The organism is Vibrio sp. EJY3 (assembly GCF_000241385.1).
GTDB classification, from domain to species: Bacteria; Pseudomonadota; Gammaproteobacteria; order Enterobacterales; family Vibrionaceae; genus Vibrio; species Vibrio natriegens.
Genome location: NC_016613.1, coordinates 221,466 through 240,883, shown reverse-complemented (window position 1 = coordinate 240,883; position 19,418 = coordinate 221,466). Strand labels below are relative to the sequence as shown.

The 19,418-nt window shown below is 37.7% G+C and carries 17 protein-coding genes; 1 reads left to right on the top strand and 16 read right to left on the bottom strand.

Annotation, left to right across the window (positions count from 1 at the left end; genetic code table 11):
* Positions 1 to 15 precede the first annotated feature (15 nt).
* The 16 genes from VEJY3_RS01095 to VEJY3_RS01025 form a co-directional block, all read right to left on the bottom strand.
* Positions 16 to 1,449: a phosphomannomutase gene (locus VEJY3_RS01095; protein ID WP_041170291.1), complete on the bottom strand. Its 1,434-nt coding sequence runs from the start codon at positions 1,447 to 1,449 to the stop codon at positions 16 to 18.
* An 8-nt stretch (positions 1,450 to 1,457) separates the two neighbouring features.
* Positions 1,458 to 2,873 (bottom strand): mannose-1-phosphate guanylyltransferase/mannose-6-phosphate isomerase, encoded by a 1,416-nt coding sequence (locus tag VEJY3_RS01090; protein ID WP_014230618.1) that lies wholly within the window; start codon positions 2,871 to 2,873, stop codon positions 1,458 to 1,460.
* A gap of 469 nt (positions 2,874 to 3,342) precedes the next feature.
* The gene (locus VEJY3_RS01085; protein ID WP_014230617.1) at positions 3,343 to 4,482 is read right to left on the bottom strand and encodes a glycosyltransferase; all 1,140 of its coding nucleotides are present in this window, start codon (positions 4,480 to 4,482) and stop codon (positions 3,343 to 3,345) included.
* Entirely contained in the window at positions 4,479 to 5,567 is a 1,089-nt protein-coding gene (locus tag VEJY3_RS01080) for a glycosyltransferase family 4 protein (protein WP_014230616.1), read from the bottom strand. Before VEJY3_RS01080 ends, VEJY3_RS01085 begins: the two co-directional genes overlap by 4 nt.
* Entirely contained in the window at positions 5,564 to 6,679 is a 1,116-nt protein-coding gene (locus VEJY3_RS01075; protein ID WP_014230615.1) for an EpsG family protein, read from the bottom strand. The genes VEJY3_RS01080 and VEJY3_RS01075 overlap by 4 nt, the downstream gene beginning before the upstream one ends.
* A gap of 334 nt (positions 6,680 to 7,013) precedes the next feature.
* A complete protein-coding gene (locus VEJY3_RS01070) occupies positions 7,014 to 7,961 on the bottom strand; it encodes a glycosyltransferase family 2 protein (RefSeq protein WP_014230614.1) in 948 nt (315 codons plus the stop codon).
* A complete protein-coding gene (locus tag VEJY3_RS01065; protein WP_014230613.1) occupies positions 7,945 to 9,150 on the bottom strand; it encodes a polysaccharide pyruvyl transferase family protein in 1,206 nt (401 codons plus the stop codon). The genes VEJY3_RS01070 and VEJY3_RS01065 overlap by 17 nt, the downstream gene beginning before the upstream one ends.
* Positions 9,147 to 10,358, bottom strand: a complete 1,212-nt coding sequence (locus tag VEJY3_RS01060) for an oligosaccharide flippase family protein (RefSeq protein WP_014230612.1) — start codon at positions 10,356 to 10,358, stop codon at positions 9,147 to 9,149. Before VEJY3_RS01060 ends, VEJY3_RS01065 begins: the two co-directional genes overlap by 4 nt.
* Complete coding sequence (rfbC, locus tag VEJY3_RS01055) at positions 10,358 to 10,903, bottom strand: dTDP-4-dehydrorhamnose 3,5-epimerase (protein ID WP_014230611.1); 546 nt, start codon at positions 10,901 to 10,903, stop codon at positions 10,358 to 10,360. The genes VEJY3_RS01060 and rfbC overlap by 1 nt, the downstream gene beginning before the upstream one ends.
* Position 10,904: 1 nt before the next feature.
* Positions 10,905 to 11,786: a dTDP-4-dehydrorhamnose reductase gene (rfbD, locus tag VEJY3_RS01050; protein ID WP_014230610.1), complete on the bottom strand. Its 882-nt coding sequence runs from the start codon at positions 11,784 to 11,786 to the stop codon at positions 10,905 to 10,907.
* Positions 11,786 to 12,673: a glucose-1-phosphate thymidylyltransferase RfbA gene (gene rfbA, locus VEJY3_RS01045; protein ID WP_014230609.1), complete on the bottom strand. Its 888-nt coding sequence runs from the start codon at positions 12,671 to 12,673 to the stop codon at positions 11,786 to 11,788. The genes rfbD and rfbA overlap by 1 nt, the downstream gene beginning before the upstream one ends.
* 2 nt (positions 12,674 to 12,675) lie before the next feature.
* A complete protein-coding gene (rfbB, locus tag VEJY3_RS01040; protein WP_014230608.1) occupies positions 12,676 to 13,740 on the bottom strand; it encodes a dTDP-glucose 4,6-dehydratase in 1,065 nt (354 codons plus the stop codon).
* Between the two features lie 71 nt (positions 13,741 to 13,811).
* Positions 13,812 to 14,819 (bottom strand): Wzz/FepE/Etk N-terminal domain-containing protein, encoded by a 1,008-nt coding sequence (locus tag VEJY3_RS01035; RefSeq protein WP_014230607.1) that lies wholly within the window; start codon positions 14,817 to 14,819, stop codon positions 13,812 to 13,814.
* Positions 14,820 to 14,988: 169 nt separating this feature from the next.
* Positions 14,989 to 15,258 carry a four helix bundle protein gene (locus VEJY3_RS24540; protein ID WP_308507398.1) on the bottom strand — a complete coding sequence of 90 codons (270 nt, stop codon included), beginning with the start codon at positions 15,256 to 15,258 and terminating at the stop codon, positions 14,989 to 14,991.
* Positions 15,259 to 15,365: 107 nt separating this feature from the next.
* Positions 15,366 to 18,044, bottom strand: coding sequence for an SLBB domain-containing protein (locus tag VEJY3_RS01030; RefSeq protein WP_014230606.1), 2,679 nt, complete (start codon positions 18,042 to 18,044; stop codon positions 15,366 to 15,368).
* Positions 18,045 to 18,112: 68 nt separating this feature from the next.
* Positions 18,113 to 18,631 (bottom strand): outer membrane beta-barrel protein, encoded by a 519-nt coding sequence (locus VEJY3_RS01025; RefSeq protein WP_014230605.1) that lies wholly within the window; start codon positions 18,629 to 18,631, stop codon positions 18,113 to 18,115.
* 552 nt (positions 18,632 to 19,183) lie between these two features.
* On the opposite strand from VEJY3_RS01025, the gene VEJY3_RS01020 reads away from it, so the two are divergent.
* Positions 19,184 to 19,408, top strand: a complete 225-nt coding sequence (locus VEJY3_RS01020) for a hypothetical protein (RefSeq protein ID WP_014230604.1) — start codon at positions 19,184 to 19,186, stop codon at positions 19,406 to 19,408.
* The last annotated feature ends 10 nt before the right edge of the window (positions 19,409 to 19,418 follow it).

Here is a 19,418-nt window from a genome sequence, read left to right as displayed (position 1 = left end):
ATGATCCAGAATAATTTATAGATCAGTAAGTTTAATCATCTTTAGCCTCTCTAAAATATGCTTAACAACGTAGTTAGCCTTATCTATAGAATCTGATTCTACATAGCATCTAAGCTCAGGAGCATTACCTGACGGTCGTAAGTGAATAATTTCATCGCTACTCAGCGTTATTCTTAAACCATCCGTTGTATCCAGTTCCGCGACATTACTCCCTAAATAATCAAGTTGTTTGAGCAAAAGGTCAGGTTGTGTTGTAGCCTTTTTTATTAACTCTCGGCTTTTTTCTGTCGCGTAATTTTGGATACGATCACTACTCGTGTAACGTTTTGGCAATTCTTTGACCAAACTGGAAATCGATGTCCCCTTCGAATACTCCAATAACATTAATGCAGGTAATACAGCATCGCGAGTAGGGAGAGCTTTTAAAGCCTTACCATTAACCTTGATATCAGATCCTAATAGAAACCCACCATTAGCCTCAAAACCCGCAAATGTATTATAGTTTTCTGATAATGAATCAAACTCAGCAATAACATAAGGGGAACCAATTTTTGTCTTTGAAACAGCTTTGAATGTAGGGGAGTTAGCAATTATCGTATTGCAACTTACTGGGATTGCTAACGCCTCGACTTGCATCGCCTCAGCACAAAGCAGCCCTAAAATATCGCCACGTAGCCATTCACCACTTTCATCAGCTACCAACGGTCTATCACCGTCACCATCGGTCGAGAAGATAAAATCAAGCTCATACTTTTCAGACCAATCGCGAGCTTTAATTTTGTCGGATTCAGCCACAGCTTCAGTATCAATTGGAACAAAACCATCAGTTCTTTCTAATGAAATAACCTCTGCGCCCAAAGCTTCGAACAAGCCTTGATACAAATCGCGACCTGCACTTGAATGCTCATATATACCTATGCGCTTGCCTTGAAGCATATTAGCGTCAAATAGACTTGTGTAACGTTGTACGTACTGCCGAGCTGCTTTAGGATCCACAAGAAGCTCTAGTAAATTCATTTTGCTATCAAAGCTTACTCTAGCATTTAAAATTGATTGCTCATCAACTTTGGTAATTTCACCATCCGGACGATAGAATTTCAGGCCATTTCTATCAAAAGGAATATGACTACCTGTGACCATAATGCAAGGGATATCATCCTGCATTGCAGAGTAGGCCAGTGCAGGAGTTGGGATCACGCCATAGTAGATAGTTTCAAAACCACAAGATTCTATTGCAGCGATACAAGCCTTCGCCATCTCAGGACTACTTGGACGGTTATCAATCGCGATTGCCACTCGCTTAAACTCAAACCGACCCGATAGGCTGTCAAGAAAAGCATGCGCAAAAGCTGAACACACTTCAGGAGTAAACTGCGTAACCAGTCCACGCGCGCCACTAGTGCCAAATTGTACGCCTGATTGCTCAATCACATGTTTTGTATTAATCATTCCCATAACTAGTACCCTACTTCGTATTCTTCTAAGCGCACAATATCGTCTTCTTCCAAGTAACTACCTGAACGTACTTCAATTAAATGTAAATCGACTTTCCCTGGGTTTTCGATTCTGTGAGCAGAACCAACAGGAATGTAAGTAGATTGATTTTCACTGACCAAGTAACTTTTCTCGCCATTAGTAACTTTCGCTATGCCTTGAACCACCACCCAGTGTTCTGCTCGGTGGCGATGTATTTGCAAGGCGGTCTTTTCACCCGGTTTCACAACCACCTTTTTAACATGGTACCGATCACCGTCGGCAATATGATCATGCATCCCCCATGGGCGATAAACTTCACGGTGATGCTGAAATTCGCTACGTTCATCAGCTTTTAAGTTTAAAACAATGTTCTTAACATCTTGAACTCTGTCACGATGTGACACTAATAAAGCATCTTTAGTATCTACAACGATCAAATCTTCAACACCAACCGTGGCAATCAAACGTTCTGGAGAGTTAATGTAACAGCGCTGAGTACCCTCAGTGAATACATCACCTCTAATCACATTTTCGTGTTCATCTTTATCACTGACTTCCCAAAGAGATGACCAGGCCCCAACATCACTCCAACCTGCATCCATCGGACACACTACCGCATCATTGGTTTTTTCCATCACTGCATAGTCAATTGATACGTCGGGGCATTTATCAAATGCTTTTTCATCAAGACGAATGAAGTCAAGATCGCTATGTGCACCTGAATATGCGTTTTGTACGGCAGTTAAAATATCTGGTCGGAACTTCTCAAGTTCTTCTAAATAGCGTGAAGCAGTGAACATAAACATTCCACTATTCCAATAGTAGTCACCTCCATTGAAGTATTGCTCCGCAACAGGCAGACTTGGCTTCTCAACAAAAGCATCTACAGAATAAGCAACATTTTGACCCAACTGCTCACCTCTTCGAATATAACCATATCCGGTCTCAGGTTTAGTCGGAACAATACCAAAAGTAACTAGTTTTCCTCTTTCGGCAAGAGGTATAGACATATTAACTGTCTTACGAAAGACATCATCTCGCTGAATAAGGTGGTCTGCAGCTAAAACTAGGAGTATTGGATTTTGTCCGTCTTCTACAGCGCGTAAGGCTGCTAGCGCCACGGCTGGAGCTGTATTGCGCCCGAAAGGTTCTAGGATAATGCCCGAATGTTCAAAGTCATTAGAGCGCAACTGCTCAGCAACTAAGAAGCGATGCTCTTCGTTACAAATTAAAGATACAGGAGTATGTTCAAAACCCGATAAACGAAGGATAGTATCTTGCAACATCGACGTTTCATTGGTAAGAGACAAAAATTGTTTGGGGTAATGAGTACGAGACATTGGCCAAAGACGAGAACCTGAGCCGCCAGCTAATATTACAGGTAAAATTGCACTCATTTAACTTCTCCTAAATAATACAGATCGGAATGCATAGTTCAAAAAACACTCAACAGACTACATCAATGGTAACCTGTCCAGTTGACGGTAATCACGGCAAATTTGCCATTGCCTTTGTGACTTTATTTCTAGAATGAGAACCTGAAGTAACTCGATAATATGTTAATCCTTCATTTAGACAGAAGGCTTAAACCCTGATTTAAGAAGAATCGACCGAAAGCATCATCTTGTCCGCTTATAATTTCAAGTATACGTTTAATACCTACAAATGTCCTGCCAACCATAACTGTAGAGCAATTAGATGCTCCAATATTTTTTACGATGGCGCCAGTTTGATCAGTCTAGATGTCGTTAAAAACGATCCACTCCCAACCTTTGAATGTTTGTAAATTTAAATTCACGTAATTCTTATTAATATATCCTGATGAGCAATCATACTGGAATAATAATAGATTGCTTCTGGCATAAATCATATAAATTTAACTACCTCACGATAAGTTAATTCTGTTTCTTCTGCGGTTTTCTGCCAACTAAAAGCTCGATTAACATTTTTCCATAACTCATCATCACGTCGAATTGAGGCTATTTCTGAAGGTATTAGTGACAGTTTATTTAATATCTTCAAAATATTAACTTGTGAACAATTTTCTATTTTCCAACCAATTTGCCCAAACTTAAATGGTTGTAGTAGACCAGGCAGCTTGGTAACTACAATTGGCACTCTGTGAGGAATAGTGCTCAATAACAAACCACTTTGGGATATGGCTTTATATGGCAATAGTACTACTGAAGTGTTGGTTGCGATATGATACAAATCATTATCAGAAATTCGGGCATCAATGATGAGAGTGTTATGAGGTACACTGTTATTCTTCAACCACAGTTTTGCCTTATCGCATAACTTCCCGGCAATTAAAAGACGGCAATTAGTAAGATTATTTTTCTCCCAAGCAGATAATAACTCCATTATCCCCTTATACTCAGTTCCGTAACCAACGAATGAGAATGTTATATTATCGCTATTTTGGAAAAAATTGCTTAGTTTTTCATCATCAAAACTAGATTTATCTTGCTTAAAAGGGATAACACCATGCGTAATACAAGTCACATTACCACTAGAGCGCTCAAACCAGTCAATCAGTTGGTCTTTGGTTGATTCTTCATGGACAAAAAGATGGTCAAACGCCTTAACAAAGTGCCTGTAGCGTTTTTTAGTTGATTCGCTACAATCGTGAGGGTAAATATTATGAACTGTGAATAGGAGTTTAATGTTAAAGACTTTCTTAACTAGCTTATAAAAAGCAGATTCAATAGAATACAATTTCCCCCATTGAACATGTATAGCATCAGGCCGCCTCTGGTTTATAATCAGAAGTAAACTCAAAAGACTAAATAAGTATGACAACACTTTAAAAATATGCTTCTTTTCATTATATTTAAATATTCTATTTATAGAAGAAATTGATGAAAAAGATTCCAAGTCAATATCTAACTTATCAGAACAAGCATAATCAATACGAATATCACCACTCAGATTGCCAAATATTTCCGCATCATACTTACTAAGGTTATTATAGGATTGAGGGTTAACATACAGTACTGAAATCATAGAGATATCGCTTCACTAAGTTTTGTAGATACAGCACCAAAGGACAAATTTTTCATAAAATATTCTCTATTATCTTCCGAGAAGCCATGATTTTCTGAACATACAATATTAATTGCTTTAATATAATCATCAGAACTCTTGCATTCATATATATCATTTAAGCTTTTTATATTAGGATATCCACTCAATGCCTCTGGAGATGCTATAATTTTTCGCCCCCACATTAACGCCTCTCCCGTTTTTATCTTAATTCCAGAACCATCTAATATTGGTACGATTACGGCCTTTGCATTCAAGTAGTAGTCTGATAAATCGTTTACACTTCCAATGACTTCTATATTTTCTCTATTAAATTCTTCACTATACTTTTCGAAGCCTCTACCAACTATCTTTATTTTCATTTCGACTTTAGATTGAACATTAGTTAAATACCAACGTAACGAACCTACGTTAGCAAAAAAAGCAGACCCAACGAAAAGTAAATATGGTTCTTCAGTGATGGTATTAGTGTCTTTAAGATAGACGTCATCAAAGACTGGAGGTAGAACTATAAACTTTTTAGGATTAAGTGATTTTGTTTTTAAATCTAACCTATCACGGTCATTTAGGAAGATGCATAAATCACTTGCTTCAATAGCTAATCTTTCTGAACGAGATATTGACAATAACTTTGGCTTATAAATAAGGTTATTTCCATGCTTTATTTTCATGTAAGAAGATTCACAATTATGAAATAGAGTGATAACCTTAACACTTGGAAAACGACGTTTAATGAATCGCCCTACGACCCCGAATTTTGACGAGTCTAGTAAAACTGAGTCTATATTGTTAGCGTTCTTATCAAGAAAAGAAATTATTCTAATTAAATCTAAAATATCAAAAGATGATGTAAATCCAAACAAGCAATTAACTAAACTATAGAGTTTCAAGATCACTCTATTATTAAATCTTGGTTTAATAATTATAGGATCAACATTATAGTTACTCGATATTAACTTAAAATAATTTTTTGATAATAGCTCTCCTCCATTTGGGATAATATCATTTAAAATGGGGGCTGAGGTTATAAAGATGTTTTTTTTCATATTAGATATTCAGATATAAATTTATAAGGAAGTAGATAGTCAGAATATGTAGACATATAGACATAAACTTTACTAGATAATGTCACCACTATATATAAGAACAAGAAAAACTTTAAGTGAATTTTTTTGATTGAAATAATTAAAATTGAAAAGCAAACATACTCAAATATTTCAAAATAACCAACAAGTCTCCTAAGTTGACTGAAGTCACTTAGAGCCAAAAACAGACACAACCCAAAAATATAGATCTTAAAAGACATATCAAAAATAATGTTCTCTTTATATCTTTCAGAAAAGACACCACATGCAATAAACATTGCTAATGTGATGATTTTTTTAATAACAGGTAATATTGGATAACCTGATGAGGTATAATCATCACTATAGCTCAAATATCGCTTAACTTTGTAAAAAACACCACTATCAAGTCCTAGTCCATATATAATAAACTCAAGAAGCTTACCTACTACTCCCATAACCCCTAAAATAAATGAAATCAGCACAATTAAAAAAAGAAGTTTCTTTGTCAAGTCGAAATTAAATATAAAGGGAAAAATGGCAAATATAAAAATAATAGAAGATTTATGGAAAAGAAATGCAACACCACAAAGTGTAATAAAGGTTAGGTATTTTCTTTTTATCAAAAAAGTAAAAGATAAAAATGTAATAGCTATAGCTAAACCTTGCCTTATCGTACCAAAATCTTTGTTTATTATGAAAGGAAAAAGCAAAAATAAAAAAATGGATATTGGTAGTTTTAACTTATTAGCAGCATACACCTTTAAAAAAATTGATATGAACGCTACCAGAACAAAAAGAACCTCTGCATTAAAACCTAAGATATATATTATATGATTAAGCAGCGACCAACCATACTCCCAAAAATAAGTATTATTATAAAAATACTCATAATAATTTGGCCAATCGGTTCCTGTTTTATACCTTCCAATTAATATTACAGAAAGAAAAACAACACTCAAGTAATTGAAAAGTAAGCGACTCCTTACTTGAATGAGCTTATTCTTATCAGCACATACTAAAATTTCGTATAGACAAAAAAAACCTAGTATAAAAAAAGCAACACCGTATATCAATATATCACCAACATCCAAACTCAATAGCCAAGTCAAATACAAAATAAACAGACCAATATTCTATTAAAAATATTTACCACACAAATTAAGAACTATAGAAAATGATGTTAATCATGGTCTGTTATTTTTTAAATAATAAACCTAACATTGTAATAAACTCATTCCACTTCTCATACTTATAAAAATTTACCTTATATTTTAGTAGCCATTCATCTCTATAACAACCAACTCAAAACGATATTAAATACATGATTGACCACTGAAAATATTTATATAACTTTCTAAATTAGAAATAATAAAGTCATAATACACTTCATATAAGTTTTTATTTTTTCAATTCAACATCATAAATTTATAACCTCAAGAAAAGTATTGCTTTAAGCATAACCCTAGTTTTTTTTAAGTCCATCTTTATCAATCTTTTTGATATTAAATAAGCACTATATAAATAAACGGTTGGTAACATCAAGGGATAGAATTTTTTTGTAAACCTGATTCTATTCTGAAATAAATAATATAAAGAGGTACCAGATAGAGTTTTATCGAAGCTTGCACCCTCTTTGTGGTACACAACTGCATTTTTTGATATTAACTTACTATAACGACTTGTTAGTTTATGGCAGAGATCTAATTCTTCAAAATATAAAAAGTAATCTTCTGAAAATCCATTAACCGACTCTAAAAAATTTCTAGAAATCAATAGAGACGCACCAATCAGGTAATCGATTCTATCTGCTACTTCGAATTCATCAATATCAATATCAGAACCTAAACCTTCTAAGTAGTGTGATGTTTTACCCGTAACTTTGTTGTATCTACCACCAAAACCCTGTAGTTTATCACGTTCATGATAATAAATAAGCCGAGATCCACAGATTCCATAATTAGGTTCGCTCTCAACTGTTCTTATCATTTCTGTAAGACAATTTTTGACTACAACAGTATCATTATTTAGTATCCAAACATGTTCACAAGCCTTATCTTTTAGCGCAATATTAATCCCAATATTATTTCCTTTTGCATAACCAAAATTTTCTTTGTTATCAATTAATATAAACTGTCGCTCATTCGAGCATGGGGTATAGTTTATTGTACCAAAGCACTTTTTAAATTTATTGGGTACAGTATTAAGTATAAATGTTTTAATATGTTCTAAAGAGTCGTTAGATGAACCGTTATCACAAACAATAACAGAAAACTCTTCATAGTCTAGGTCGAGTATGCTATTTAAACACTCAATAGTTTCTACATAAGAGTTCCAATTTAATACAACGATATATACTTTATTTTTTGAAGCCATTAAAAACTCTCAGATAACTTTCTTTTGTATTTTCCCTTACAGATTTTATACCTTTCTCATATTCTTTTTGATTATCTTCTATACGCTCAACTATATTATTTATATCATTCTGCGTAGTTGATGAGGATATAAAATCATTAGATATATTGATTTGCTCTAAAAAGGAAACGATTTTTTTATAATTAGGTGAGTTTAATTGATAATCATTAATTGCTATGATTCTAACACCATTTCTTGCCGCTGTTATCATTCCATGCAAGTTTTCACTAATCACCAAATCACAGGTAATTAACTGTTGCTCTAGATTAATATGATCTGAAGGAATTATAATATCACTACTTATATTATTTTCTTTTAATACTTCTTGTAGATTTTTCAACATTAAGAAATCATTATTCCACAACCTAGACAAAAATAGCTTTACTTTATAACTCCGTCCTTTATTTTGATACAGTTTTATCAGAGAAACAACGTTCTCCATTACTTCACTTTTTTTACTTGTAAAGACGACACCTAAATACTTTGATTCTTGTCTAATATTAGTAACCCACTTTGATAAAGCGACATCAGGAACTATTTCGGCCTTCAAACCTAGTTTTTCCAACTCTTTCTTTGAGGCTTTATCTCTAACAGTAATAATTTCTGCCTTTTCAAACATCAATTTAGTGTCTATTGCTATTTTATTTTCTAGTTTTCCTATTGTTGGCCCTAAGATATAAACTTTTAGACCTTCATTTATTGCAATTTCTAATTCTTTTAGTTGAGAATATATTTTAGACTTCCATTTTTCATTAAAATATCCACCACCACACATAATAAAAATATCAGAACCAGATATTACTTTCCTAAACTCATCTAGGTTAGAATTTTTTTTAACAAAATATTCAAAAATTGACTTTTCATCAATTACTCTATTTATAACTCTATCTTTAAATCTAGAGCTATATGGATAAGCGTCACCCAACCCCATAAATCTTATTTTTGATGAGTTAAAATCACACTTCTTATGAATATTTTCTTCTAGTTTTATATTTTTTCCTGAATGACTTACACTATCTTTTACATCATAAGTTAAAACTGTAAAAACTGCATTTGGGAACATCTCATTTAAAATATGTAACTGAGAGTTTAAAATGACATCATCACCTAAATTTCCATAGCCCCAACCACCTGACAATACAATTTTCATAGTTTCACTCTATAATAAACATAAACAAAAATAAAAAATAAAAGCAATACAACTACATTAATAGCTATTTGAGAGACGATCGCCCCATATACTGCAAAATCACTGACTAATACCAACATTAAAGGTATAGATAATAATGTAGAGCCGATACCGATAATAACACGGATTTTCTGTTTATTTAATGCCGTAAGAATAACTCCAAATGAAGATGCCATAAATCGTAAAAAAATAAAAAGGCCAAACAGCCACATTAGAGAGATTAGTTCATAAAAGCTTTCACCGTATAAAAGCAGAACTATAAATTCGTCTAAAATTAGGAAAATAAAAAATATCAACCCTCCAATTAGAGCTTGGATAGATATTAATTTTTTACAATTTTGGAAAAAAAAGTTCTTTGGTTTACTAAGTTCCACTAAAAATATATTTGCTACTATTATAGCTAATTTTTCAAATGATTTACCAAGAGTCATACCAGCTTGATAAAGTCCAACATTGTGGTTACCTAATAAAGCACCAATAATAAGAACATCTACGTTGCTCCTAAAGACCACATTAGCCTGATCTAATGCATATAACTTTACACGCTTAATCTGATGTACTACATTATTAATAGAAAATGAAATATTGATTGTTCCAAATCTATTATAAAATTGATTATAACAGACATACAGATACATTAATCTAGCTATCATCATAGATAGAGATACTTGATATATAGATTTAAAAAATAAACATGTAGAACCTACAACAATTAAGTTTAATATAGCTCCTATCAAAATATTTTTCGCTTCTAATGAATACATATCAACAACTCTAAAAGCTATGTTAAAAAAGTCTCCCATAGACAAAAGATAAACAGATATAGCTATAAATATCAATTCATTTGGGTTTTGATTTTCAAAAAAAGCATAGTTAACACAAAAAACGACTATAATGTAAAGCGGTGCTAATAAAGCCTTGACCTGTATAGCATTTGAATATGAATTAGGTATCCCCGCTTCATCTCCAGACACTTCTTTTACTATGAAGGTTTGATAGCCACAATCTATAAGAACAATACATATAGAAGATATCGTTGTAGCTACGACTATCTGTCCATACCCCTCCGGCCCTAAAGTTCTTGCAAACACAAAAACTAAAATACTTCCTATCACTAACCTTGAAAAGACAGAGCTAGAAAGAAATGATATCTTTTTGAGTAACCCCATTAAAGCGCCTCAGCACACTTTAAACTAACCCCTTCTTTATCTTTCTCTGATAGATATACTTCTCCTTCTACTGGCCAAATTATACCTACATCTTCATCATTCCAAATAATAGAAACTTCTGCACTAGGATTATAAAAGTCGGTACATTTGTACACAAACTCCGCCTCATCACTAGTCACATAAAAGCCATGAGCAAAACCTTCCGGTACCCATAACTGACGTTTATTTTCAGCTGATAAGTACACACCTACCCATTGACCAAATGTTGGAGAGTCTCTACGAATGTCAACCGCAACGTCAAAAACCTCGCCAGAAACCACTCGCACTAATTTACCTTGCGTGTTCACCGTTTGATAATGCAAACCACGTAAAATGCCTTTTTTTGACTTTGAGTGGTTATCTTGTACAAACTGTGTTGGTTTTCCAGTTACTAACTCTTCAAATTGCTTTTGGTTCCAGGTCTCCATAAAGAAACCACGCTCATCACCAAATACCGTTGGTTCAATAATTTTAACATCTGGAATTTTGGTATCGATAACTTTCATATTATTCCGTGTACTCATTAATATTGTTTAGTGCTAATTTCCAATCACTCGCTTCTATATCAAACAAAGCTGTAATTTTCTGAGTGCTCATTCGGGAATTACTAGGGCGTTTGGCAGGTGTCGGGTATTGCTCTGTAGTAATACTAGATAAGTTCGGCTTTTTGTTTAGTAAACCTTTATCTATCGCTGTATCAAAAATCACGTCTGCAAACTCAAACCAACTCACATGTGGCAATCCTGAGTAGTGATATACACCATATTCAACTGCATCACCATCGTTGATACATTTAGCTATTTTAACTAGTGCATTAGCAATGTCACCTGCATATGTTGGTCCTCCAAATTGATCTCCAACAATACTTAGCGCGTCTCTTGTTGCACCTAATCGAAGCATGGTTTTAACAAAGTTATTCCCTTTTTCACCAAAGACCCAAGCAGTGCGGAGAATAATGTGCTTTTCACAAGACTTTGCTACTTCTATTTCGCCAGCTAGCTTGCTCGCACCATAAACGCCTTGCGGATTAGTTAGATCATTCTCGCCATATTCACCATGCTTGTTTCCTTCAAAGACATAGTCTGTAGAAACATGTAATATGGCAGCCCCCACTTCTTGCGCGGCTTCGGCTAAAAATTTTGGTCCATCGCGATTGATAGCATAAGAAAGCTCTACTTCTTCTTCCGCTCTATCCACGGCAGTATGCGCTGCAGCATTGATAATGATCGTTGGTTGAAATTCTTGGACCATTGCTTTCACAGCATCTTGGTTGGTTATATCGAGCTCTGCTTTATCGAGAGATAGAACCGTCGTATTCTCATACTCTGATAAGCGTTTGGTAAGACAATAGCCGACCTGGCCTCGTCCGCCAGTAAGTAAAACCCTCATTATCTTTCTTCCTTGCTTAGCTTTTCATTCACTAAACGATACAAATACTGGCCGTATTCATTCTTCATCATTGGCTCAGCAAGCGCTAACAGCTGTTCATTGGTTAGCCAATTATTGCGCCAAGCAATCTCTTCTAAACAGGCAACTTTTAATCCTTGAACGTTTTCGATAGTTTGCACAAATGAAGATGCCTCATGCAGGCTTTCGTGGGTTCCAGTGTCCAACCAAGCAAAGCCTCGCCCTAGTAGTTCGACATTTAATGAACCATCGTTGAGATACATTTCATTAAGTGTCGTAATCTCAAGCTCGCCTCGCTCTGATGGTTTCACTTGTTTTGCCAGTTCAACCACACGGTTATCATAAAAATACAGTCCAGTCACAGCATAATTTGACTTAGGAAGTTCAGGTTTTTCCTCTATTGAAATTGCCTGCATATGTTCATCAAACTCAACTACACCAAAGCGCTCGGGGTCCTTAACTTGATATCCAAAAACAGTTGCTCCGAGTTCACGAGACGCCGCACGCTTGAGGGTATTAGAAAATGACTGACCATAAAAAACATTATCACCAAGAACTAAGCACACACTATCATCACCAATGAATTCTTCGCCAATAATGAATGCTTGTGCCAAACCATCCGGGCTTGGCTGAATTGCATACTCTAGGTTAATACCAAAATCGGAACCATCTCCTAGCAATCGCTTAAAGCCAGCGTTATCTTCAGGAGTGGTGATAATTAGAATATCTCTGATGCCTGCAAGCATCAGCGTAGATATCGGATAAAAAACCATCGGTTTATCATATATTGGTAATAACTGTTTCGACACTCCACGAGTTAGCGGATATAAACGTGTGCCCGAACCACCAGCAAGAACAATACCTTTCATTTTTATGCCCCTGTACCTAAACGTTCACCCGCGTAAGACCCGTCTAACACACGAGACCACCATTCTTTATTGTTCAAGTACCACTCCACCGTTTTTCTGATGCCAGACTCAAAAGTTTCTTCAGGTTTCCAACCCAACTCTCTTTCTATCTTTGAAGCGTCTATAGCGTATCTAACATCATGCCCTGGACGATCGGTAACATAAGTGATTAGATCGATATATTTATAAACTCCGACTGGCTTGTTAGGCACTAACTCTTCAAGCAGCGTACAAATCGTTTTCACGACTTCAATATTGGCTTTTTCGTTGTGCCCCCCTATATTATAGGTTTCCCCTACTACACCTTCCGTCACAACTTTATATAATGCTCGCGCATGATCTTCCACGAATAACCAGTCTCGAATCTGCATACCATCACCGTACACAGGCAATGCCTTACCATCTAGGGCGTTCAAAATCATCAATGGAATAAGCTTTTCTGGAAAATGGTAGGGACCATAATTGTTTGAACAGTTGGTCACGATAGTTGGAAGGCCATAAGTTCTTAACCATGCTCGTACCAAATGATCACTCGATGCTTTAGATGCTGAGTATGGGCTAGATGGTTCATAGGAAGTTTCTTCAGTAAACAGATCATCGGTACCTTCCAGATCGCCATACACTTCATCTGTAGAGATGTGGTGAAAACGGAATGCGTCTTTACGAACATTATCAAGGTTGTTCCAGTAACTGCGCGCCGCTTCAAGTAATGTATACGTGCCCACGATATTGGTTTCAATAAACGCAGCAGGACCATCAATCGAACGGTCTACATGCGATTCTGCCGCAAGGTGCATCACAGCATCTGGTTGGTGTTCGGCAAATACGCGGTCGAGTTCGTTGCGGTTACAAATGTCCACTTGCTCGAATGCGTAACGCTCATGGCTCTCTACTTCACTCAGGGACTCTAAATTCCCTGCGTAGGTAAGCTTGTCGAGATTCACAACACTGTCTGAGGTATTGTTAATGATGTGTCGAATGACCGCAGAGCCGATAAAACCAGCACCGCCAGTGACGAGAATTTTCATAAGATACTGCTCTTTCTATCTATTTTGATACGACCTATTTAGATTAAGCCAATATCGATAATTATTTTAAGCTACTTTTTTAAATGAATCTCAAGAGCTTCAGCGAAAGGATCTTCTTTTCTAGAGGCAAAGCGCACTAATACTATCGCTAACCCAAGAATTCCACCTAATAGCGAACCTAATACACACAGTAATGCACGTTTAGGGCCGTCCTTTAACTCTGGAACCACTGCAGGGTCTACCGTCTTAAAAACAAACTCTTCTTGAACTTCAGCCAGCATTAAGCTTTTGGTTTGTTCTTCTATAAGCTTGTAAAAAGTACTTTGCATATCGGCTACAGCGGTTTTCTGTAGTTGGGTGTTTAGGTAGTCCAAGTTTTGTGAAGTTTCAGCAATGGTGCGCTCTCTCATGACCTTGTTTATGTCTTCTACGAGCCAATTTACCCATTGTTGAGCAATGTATGGAGAGTAATGTTTTATAGATACAGTGTATAAGCCGCTTTCTTTGTCTTGATTTACACTTAAGGTATCTTTGTTGAATACTTCAAAAGCTTCTTGCGCCGTTGGCTTAGAGCCGCGAAGACCTTTTGGTTCACGAAGCCAATTACCTGTACTTGGGTTATATGAGTCTTCATTTATTACCAACTTATTAGCGGCCAGATCCCAATCTTTTGCTGCCATCAACGGAACGAGTAAGTCATGTTTATTGATGAACGCATCCACAAACTGGCGAGACTTCATTACTTGTACTGCAAGATCGGCTTGGGAAGTTTCCCCACCGCCGAGATTCACTCCAGCGAGAGCCGCTAATCCGCCAAGCTGACCAGCCATTTTTGATAAGCCGCCGCCGCTTGAGCTTTCTGCAGGCGATAACAAAGCATCTGCTTTGTAGATATTCGGTAAGCTTAAGGAATAAAGCACTGAAGCAACCGCAAATACAAACGTTGTGGCTATGATGATCCACTTACCTTTCCAAATGGCTTTGAAGAGTTCACGCAGATCAATTTCGTCGTCAGCGATCGCTGCGGGTTGGGGAGGGTAGGGTAAGTATTGGGATGATTGTTCTTTTTGTGGGTCCATAGGGTATTTAGGTCCTAGGATCCTAGGCCCTAGGTCTTAGGTAAAAACCAAGAGCTAGGGGTCAGGATCGAGTTTAATCTGTAAATAAAGTTTTTGAAGGCTAGTATCTGGTTTTCATACTTCGCGGTTGGTTCGCGGACAGAACCTTTTCTGCACCTTATAAGTGCGGCTAGCATTGCTGATATTCTTTGGCTTCTTTAATTAGGGCTAGGCCTTTTTGTTTTTCTATAAAGCCTGCCTCTATACCGATGTAAAGTTGGGTGATGGCTTCGCCAGCGGAACCTTTTGCAATGTATAAGAATCTTGCGGACTCGTTTGCGGTTTCTCGCTCTTCCCCTTCAGCAATGTTAGATGCGATTGAAAGTGCACTTCTGGTCAGTTGATCTTTAAAGCCGTAGTTCTTACAACTATCTAGCTCTTTATATAATTCACAAGACAGGCGACAACTACGTTTCCATACTTCTATTTTTTAAAAGCAAGCTGTCGCATCATCCACTTCCAATTCTTTGGTTTTTCTAGGACCTAGTATACTAGGCCCTATAACCTTTATTTAAGCGCATTTATCGCTACACCAGTTTGGTACAGGATTTGTGTTGCTGCGGTCCAAGTACTTAGAGCATCGCGGTAATCAGTGTCGATAGGCACAACAATCGTATCACCGGCACTTAGTTCTTCATTGTTATTACCAAACCAGTAGCCTGAAGTTGGCTTGTACACAGAGCCATCAGCACGTACGACGAAAATACGGTCTTCATCCGCTTGTTTTTTCGCACCGCCAGCTTTGTTCAAGTAATCGTCCACATCCAACTTACTATCTAAGAGGTAAGTAATTGGAACCTGGACTTCGCCCATGATTGATACTGTATTGCGGAATGTAGGAACAAACAGGAAGTCACCGTCTTCTAGCATAAAGTCTGCAGCACGCTGATCTTTAATAATGCGATTAAGCTGAACAACCATACGACCAAGAGCTTTACTACGGCTTGCTTCTTCCACAAACTTCAGTGTCTTATCTGGATCAGAAATAACAGAACCTAAGTTGCTGTCGGCACGGAAAGTCTTCTTGGCTGTTTCTGCACGCATGTCAGCCGCATACTCGTTAAGTAGCTTCTGCTCTTGTAATCGAAGTGCTTCACGAGTAAATATTGCCCCTTGAGGGTGAGCAAATTCGGTAAGACCACCAGCTCTTTCAAGTAGCTCGCCTAGCGTCTCTCCTTGGCGAACTGTATAAGTGCCAGGGAAACGAACTTCACCTTGCAAAGTGACTGTGCTTTGTAGTTTCACGCTTGGCTTTTCTAATATGTTCAAACGATCACGACCTGCAATGATAGCATCGTCAGCAGTACTACCCTGAATTGCTTTACGTAGGTCAATACGTTCTACATCAATATAAGCGCGTTCATCGACACTATTAACCACAGTACGAGCAAGTTCCGCATTGATAGTAAATGCGTTGTAAGTTAATCCACCAGCTGCTTCTAGTAGTGTTGAGACGGTCATTCGTGGCGTAATTGGATATCGACCCGGATGTTTTACTTCGCCAAACACCTCTGTAATTTGCGGAGCTAAGCCGAGCTTAGACTGCTGCTGGAGTTGTAGAAGTACAGGCGCAAGCAAAGTTCGTCGAGTGTTTTGCTTCATTGCCTCAAAATCTTCTTTCGTGATCTCTTTACCACGGAAAATGATCTTAGTTTGTCGAGTGTTGGCTTTTGAGTTGCTATCTATCGCCGTCACAGCAACCACAGGATTTAAGACATCTTGCTCTTGTTTAAGATCTTGCTGCGCTTGTGATTGAGCTTCTTCTAGTGTTTTTGCTTTGGTTACAACATCGTCCTCAGCAAAATTATCTAAGTCTTCATTATTAAAACGGTTAAAGACCAGAACTCGGTCGCGAGACTTTAATTGCAGGTTATCTTTACTACCCGGTGATAAAATCGCTTTGGCTAGGTTAACTTGATGTACTTCTATATCTCGTTGAGGATTGATTTCTCGAACGACTACGGCGTAGTTTACATCTGCAGTTGAATTAAACGACGAGTCAACCGATTGGAATAAGTCGGCGATTCGGATGCCATTATTCCATTCCACAAAGCCAGGATGGCGCACATCACCTTCGATTTGAACGTATCGAGTTAACTCTTCGCTTTTCTTCAGCACGTTGACTTCATCACCCACTTTAACTTTCGCTTGTTGGTCTTGGGAATTCACAAAGTTCAGCGTTAATGCTTCTCGGCTACCTTCAGTACCGTAACGTTTTATATCGATCTTTTCAAAGAAGGCATTAGCAGTAAAACCACCCGCCATTTGAATTAATTGTTTGTAGGTTTCACCCGGTTTTACTTCATAAATCGCAGGGCGGTTTACTTCGCCGTCAACTGAAACGGTTTGTGCAACCGAACCAATAAATACCACATCACCCGGCATTAAGCGTACATCGTTACGAGCATCACCCTTTAGCAGCAGATCGTACATATCTAGATTGCGAATCACTTTACCATCGCGTTTCAACTGAATATTACGCAGTGCACCACTTTCTCCAAAGCCACCACTGTAGTAAATCGCTTGAGAAATCGTCGAGAGTGCACTCACGGTATACGCGCCCGGTTTGTACGCATCACCCATGACAAATACTTGCATGGTACGCATTTCACCAAGAGAGATATCACTACGCACACCAATCATCTGTTCCTGTACACGTTGGTTAAGTGAGTCACGTACTTCAGAGAAGCTCATGCCAGCGACTTGTACCGGCCCCAACGATGGGAAGTTGATGATTCCCGCACGGTTAACACGCAGACGATGAGTAGTGTTCTCTTTACCGAATAGCTGGATCACAATTTCATCACCTGCACCAATGGTATAGTCAGCAGGAACAGGGACGTCACTAATAGGAGCAAAGGTACTTGGTGAGCCAGCAAATAACTCCAAACCGAAACGTTTCAGTTTTTGCTCTTCATCAGGCTTTAGCCAATCAAATTGCTCACTGTCCATATCAGCTGCCGCTTGTGGACGCTGCTCAATGACTTGTGGATTCTCATAGCTGGTTGATTGAGAGGCCCCTGAAGGCAGAGTAATACCATATTTACTTGCCAATGCTTGTTGCTGATCGACTGGTAAGCTCTTAAACATTTGAAGCTGTTCTGGGGTTGGGTTTTGCGCCAAGGTGTATGGCGCAAACATACTGGCCAATACACAAACCGCAATGGAGAAATATCCTTTAAGCATGATCAATCGCTATAAATATTAATGAAGTGAAAAACCTAGACACAATGACCTAGGCACTAGGTCTTTAATTAAAATCGGTGCTGGAAGCCCACTGAGATTCCGTTCAAACGGACTTTATCTTCAGCCAAGCTGTCAATGAACTCAAAGACAACAGCACTTTGTTTATCGAGAGCGTAATGTGCTCCCATACCAAAGCTAAAGCCCTGATCTTTACCAGCTCCAACATTCTGCTGATCGATTTGCACACTGGAGTAGCCAGCTAACCCATATAAGGCGACTCGCTGAGAAACTGGAATATTAAACTTGGCGAAGCCGCTTGCAATACTATCGACTGCTAGGCCACTATCTCGTTCGAGAGAAGTACCATAGCGGGCTTCTAAGGCAAGATAATCATTGAAGAAGTAGCCAGCTTGCGCTTGAAGAAGAAAAGGACTTCCTTCAGCTACTGAAGATGAGGAGGAGTGGTGATATTCGGCGTTAGAGTAACTCAATAACGCACCGGCATAAAAATTAGCCGAGGCAGAAAAAGAGCACAAGCCTAAACTGATTGCGCTCAATGCCCCTAGCCATGGTCGTTTGTTAATCACGTAATTGTTCCCTAGGTATCGACCTACCGCTGTGTAAATGCGAGCAGTAAGGCCTGTTAAACATCTCTCGCGTTCCACGCTACCGCCCTGCGGCACTTACGCGTTAGCCACTGTTCGCTGATTACCGATTTATTCTATTCGGTTTATTGATAGAAATACTGTTATTTAAGCCAATTTTTTGTGAATTTAAACCCAAAAATCATGATCTAAAGATCAAAACAAAGCTGTCAAATTATGCATGTAAAGACATTAAACGGCAAGGGGGCGAATGTGACCATAATGTAAGAATGGGATGCTCGCTTTTAGTAAAGAAGGTGTAGATGGGTTGGGTTATAGTAAAAGACAATTTCGTTGGAATGCGGAGTTTATTCTAAGCTAGCTATTGTCCTCCCCATCTTTCCTCCTTAGGCTGTTTATTTTCTTAAAATTAACAACCAAATAGATACGAAACTGTTTACATGCTGATGATTTTTTATCTAGAATAGATTTTGGAGCATTAATTTATGCTCCAAACATCGATGTTTTATATACCGGATATAAAAAGGATAAATAATGAAGAATACAGCTCTGGCTATTCTTATGGCTCTAAGTGCGTCAACAGCATTTGCAGCTCCTGAAGCAGGCACAACTGAAGGCGCATCTGCTCTTGCTAGTGGTGAAGTTGCGGTAGGTGTTGGTGCAGCAGCAGCAGCAACTGTCGTCGCAGTAGCCGCAACAGACAGTGACTCTAGCACTACAACAGCTTCGGCTTCTGCTTCTGCTTCTGCTCAGCAGTAATACCAAAAGC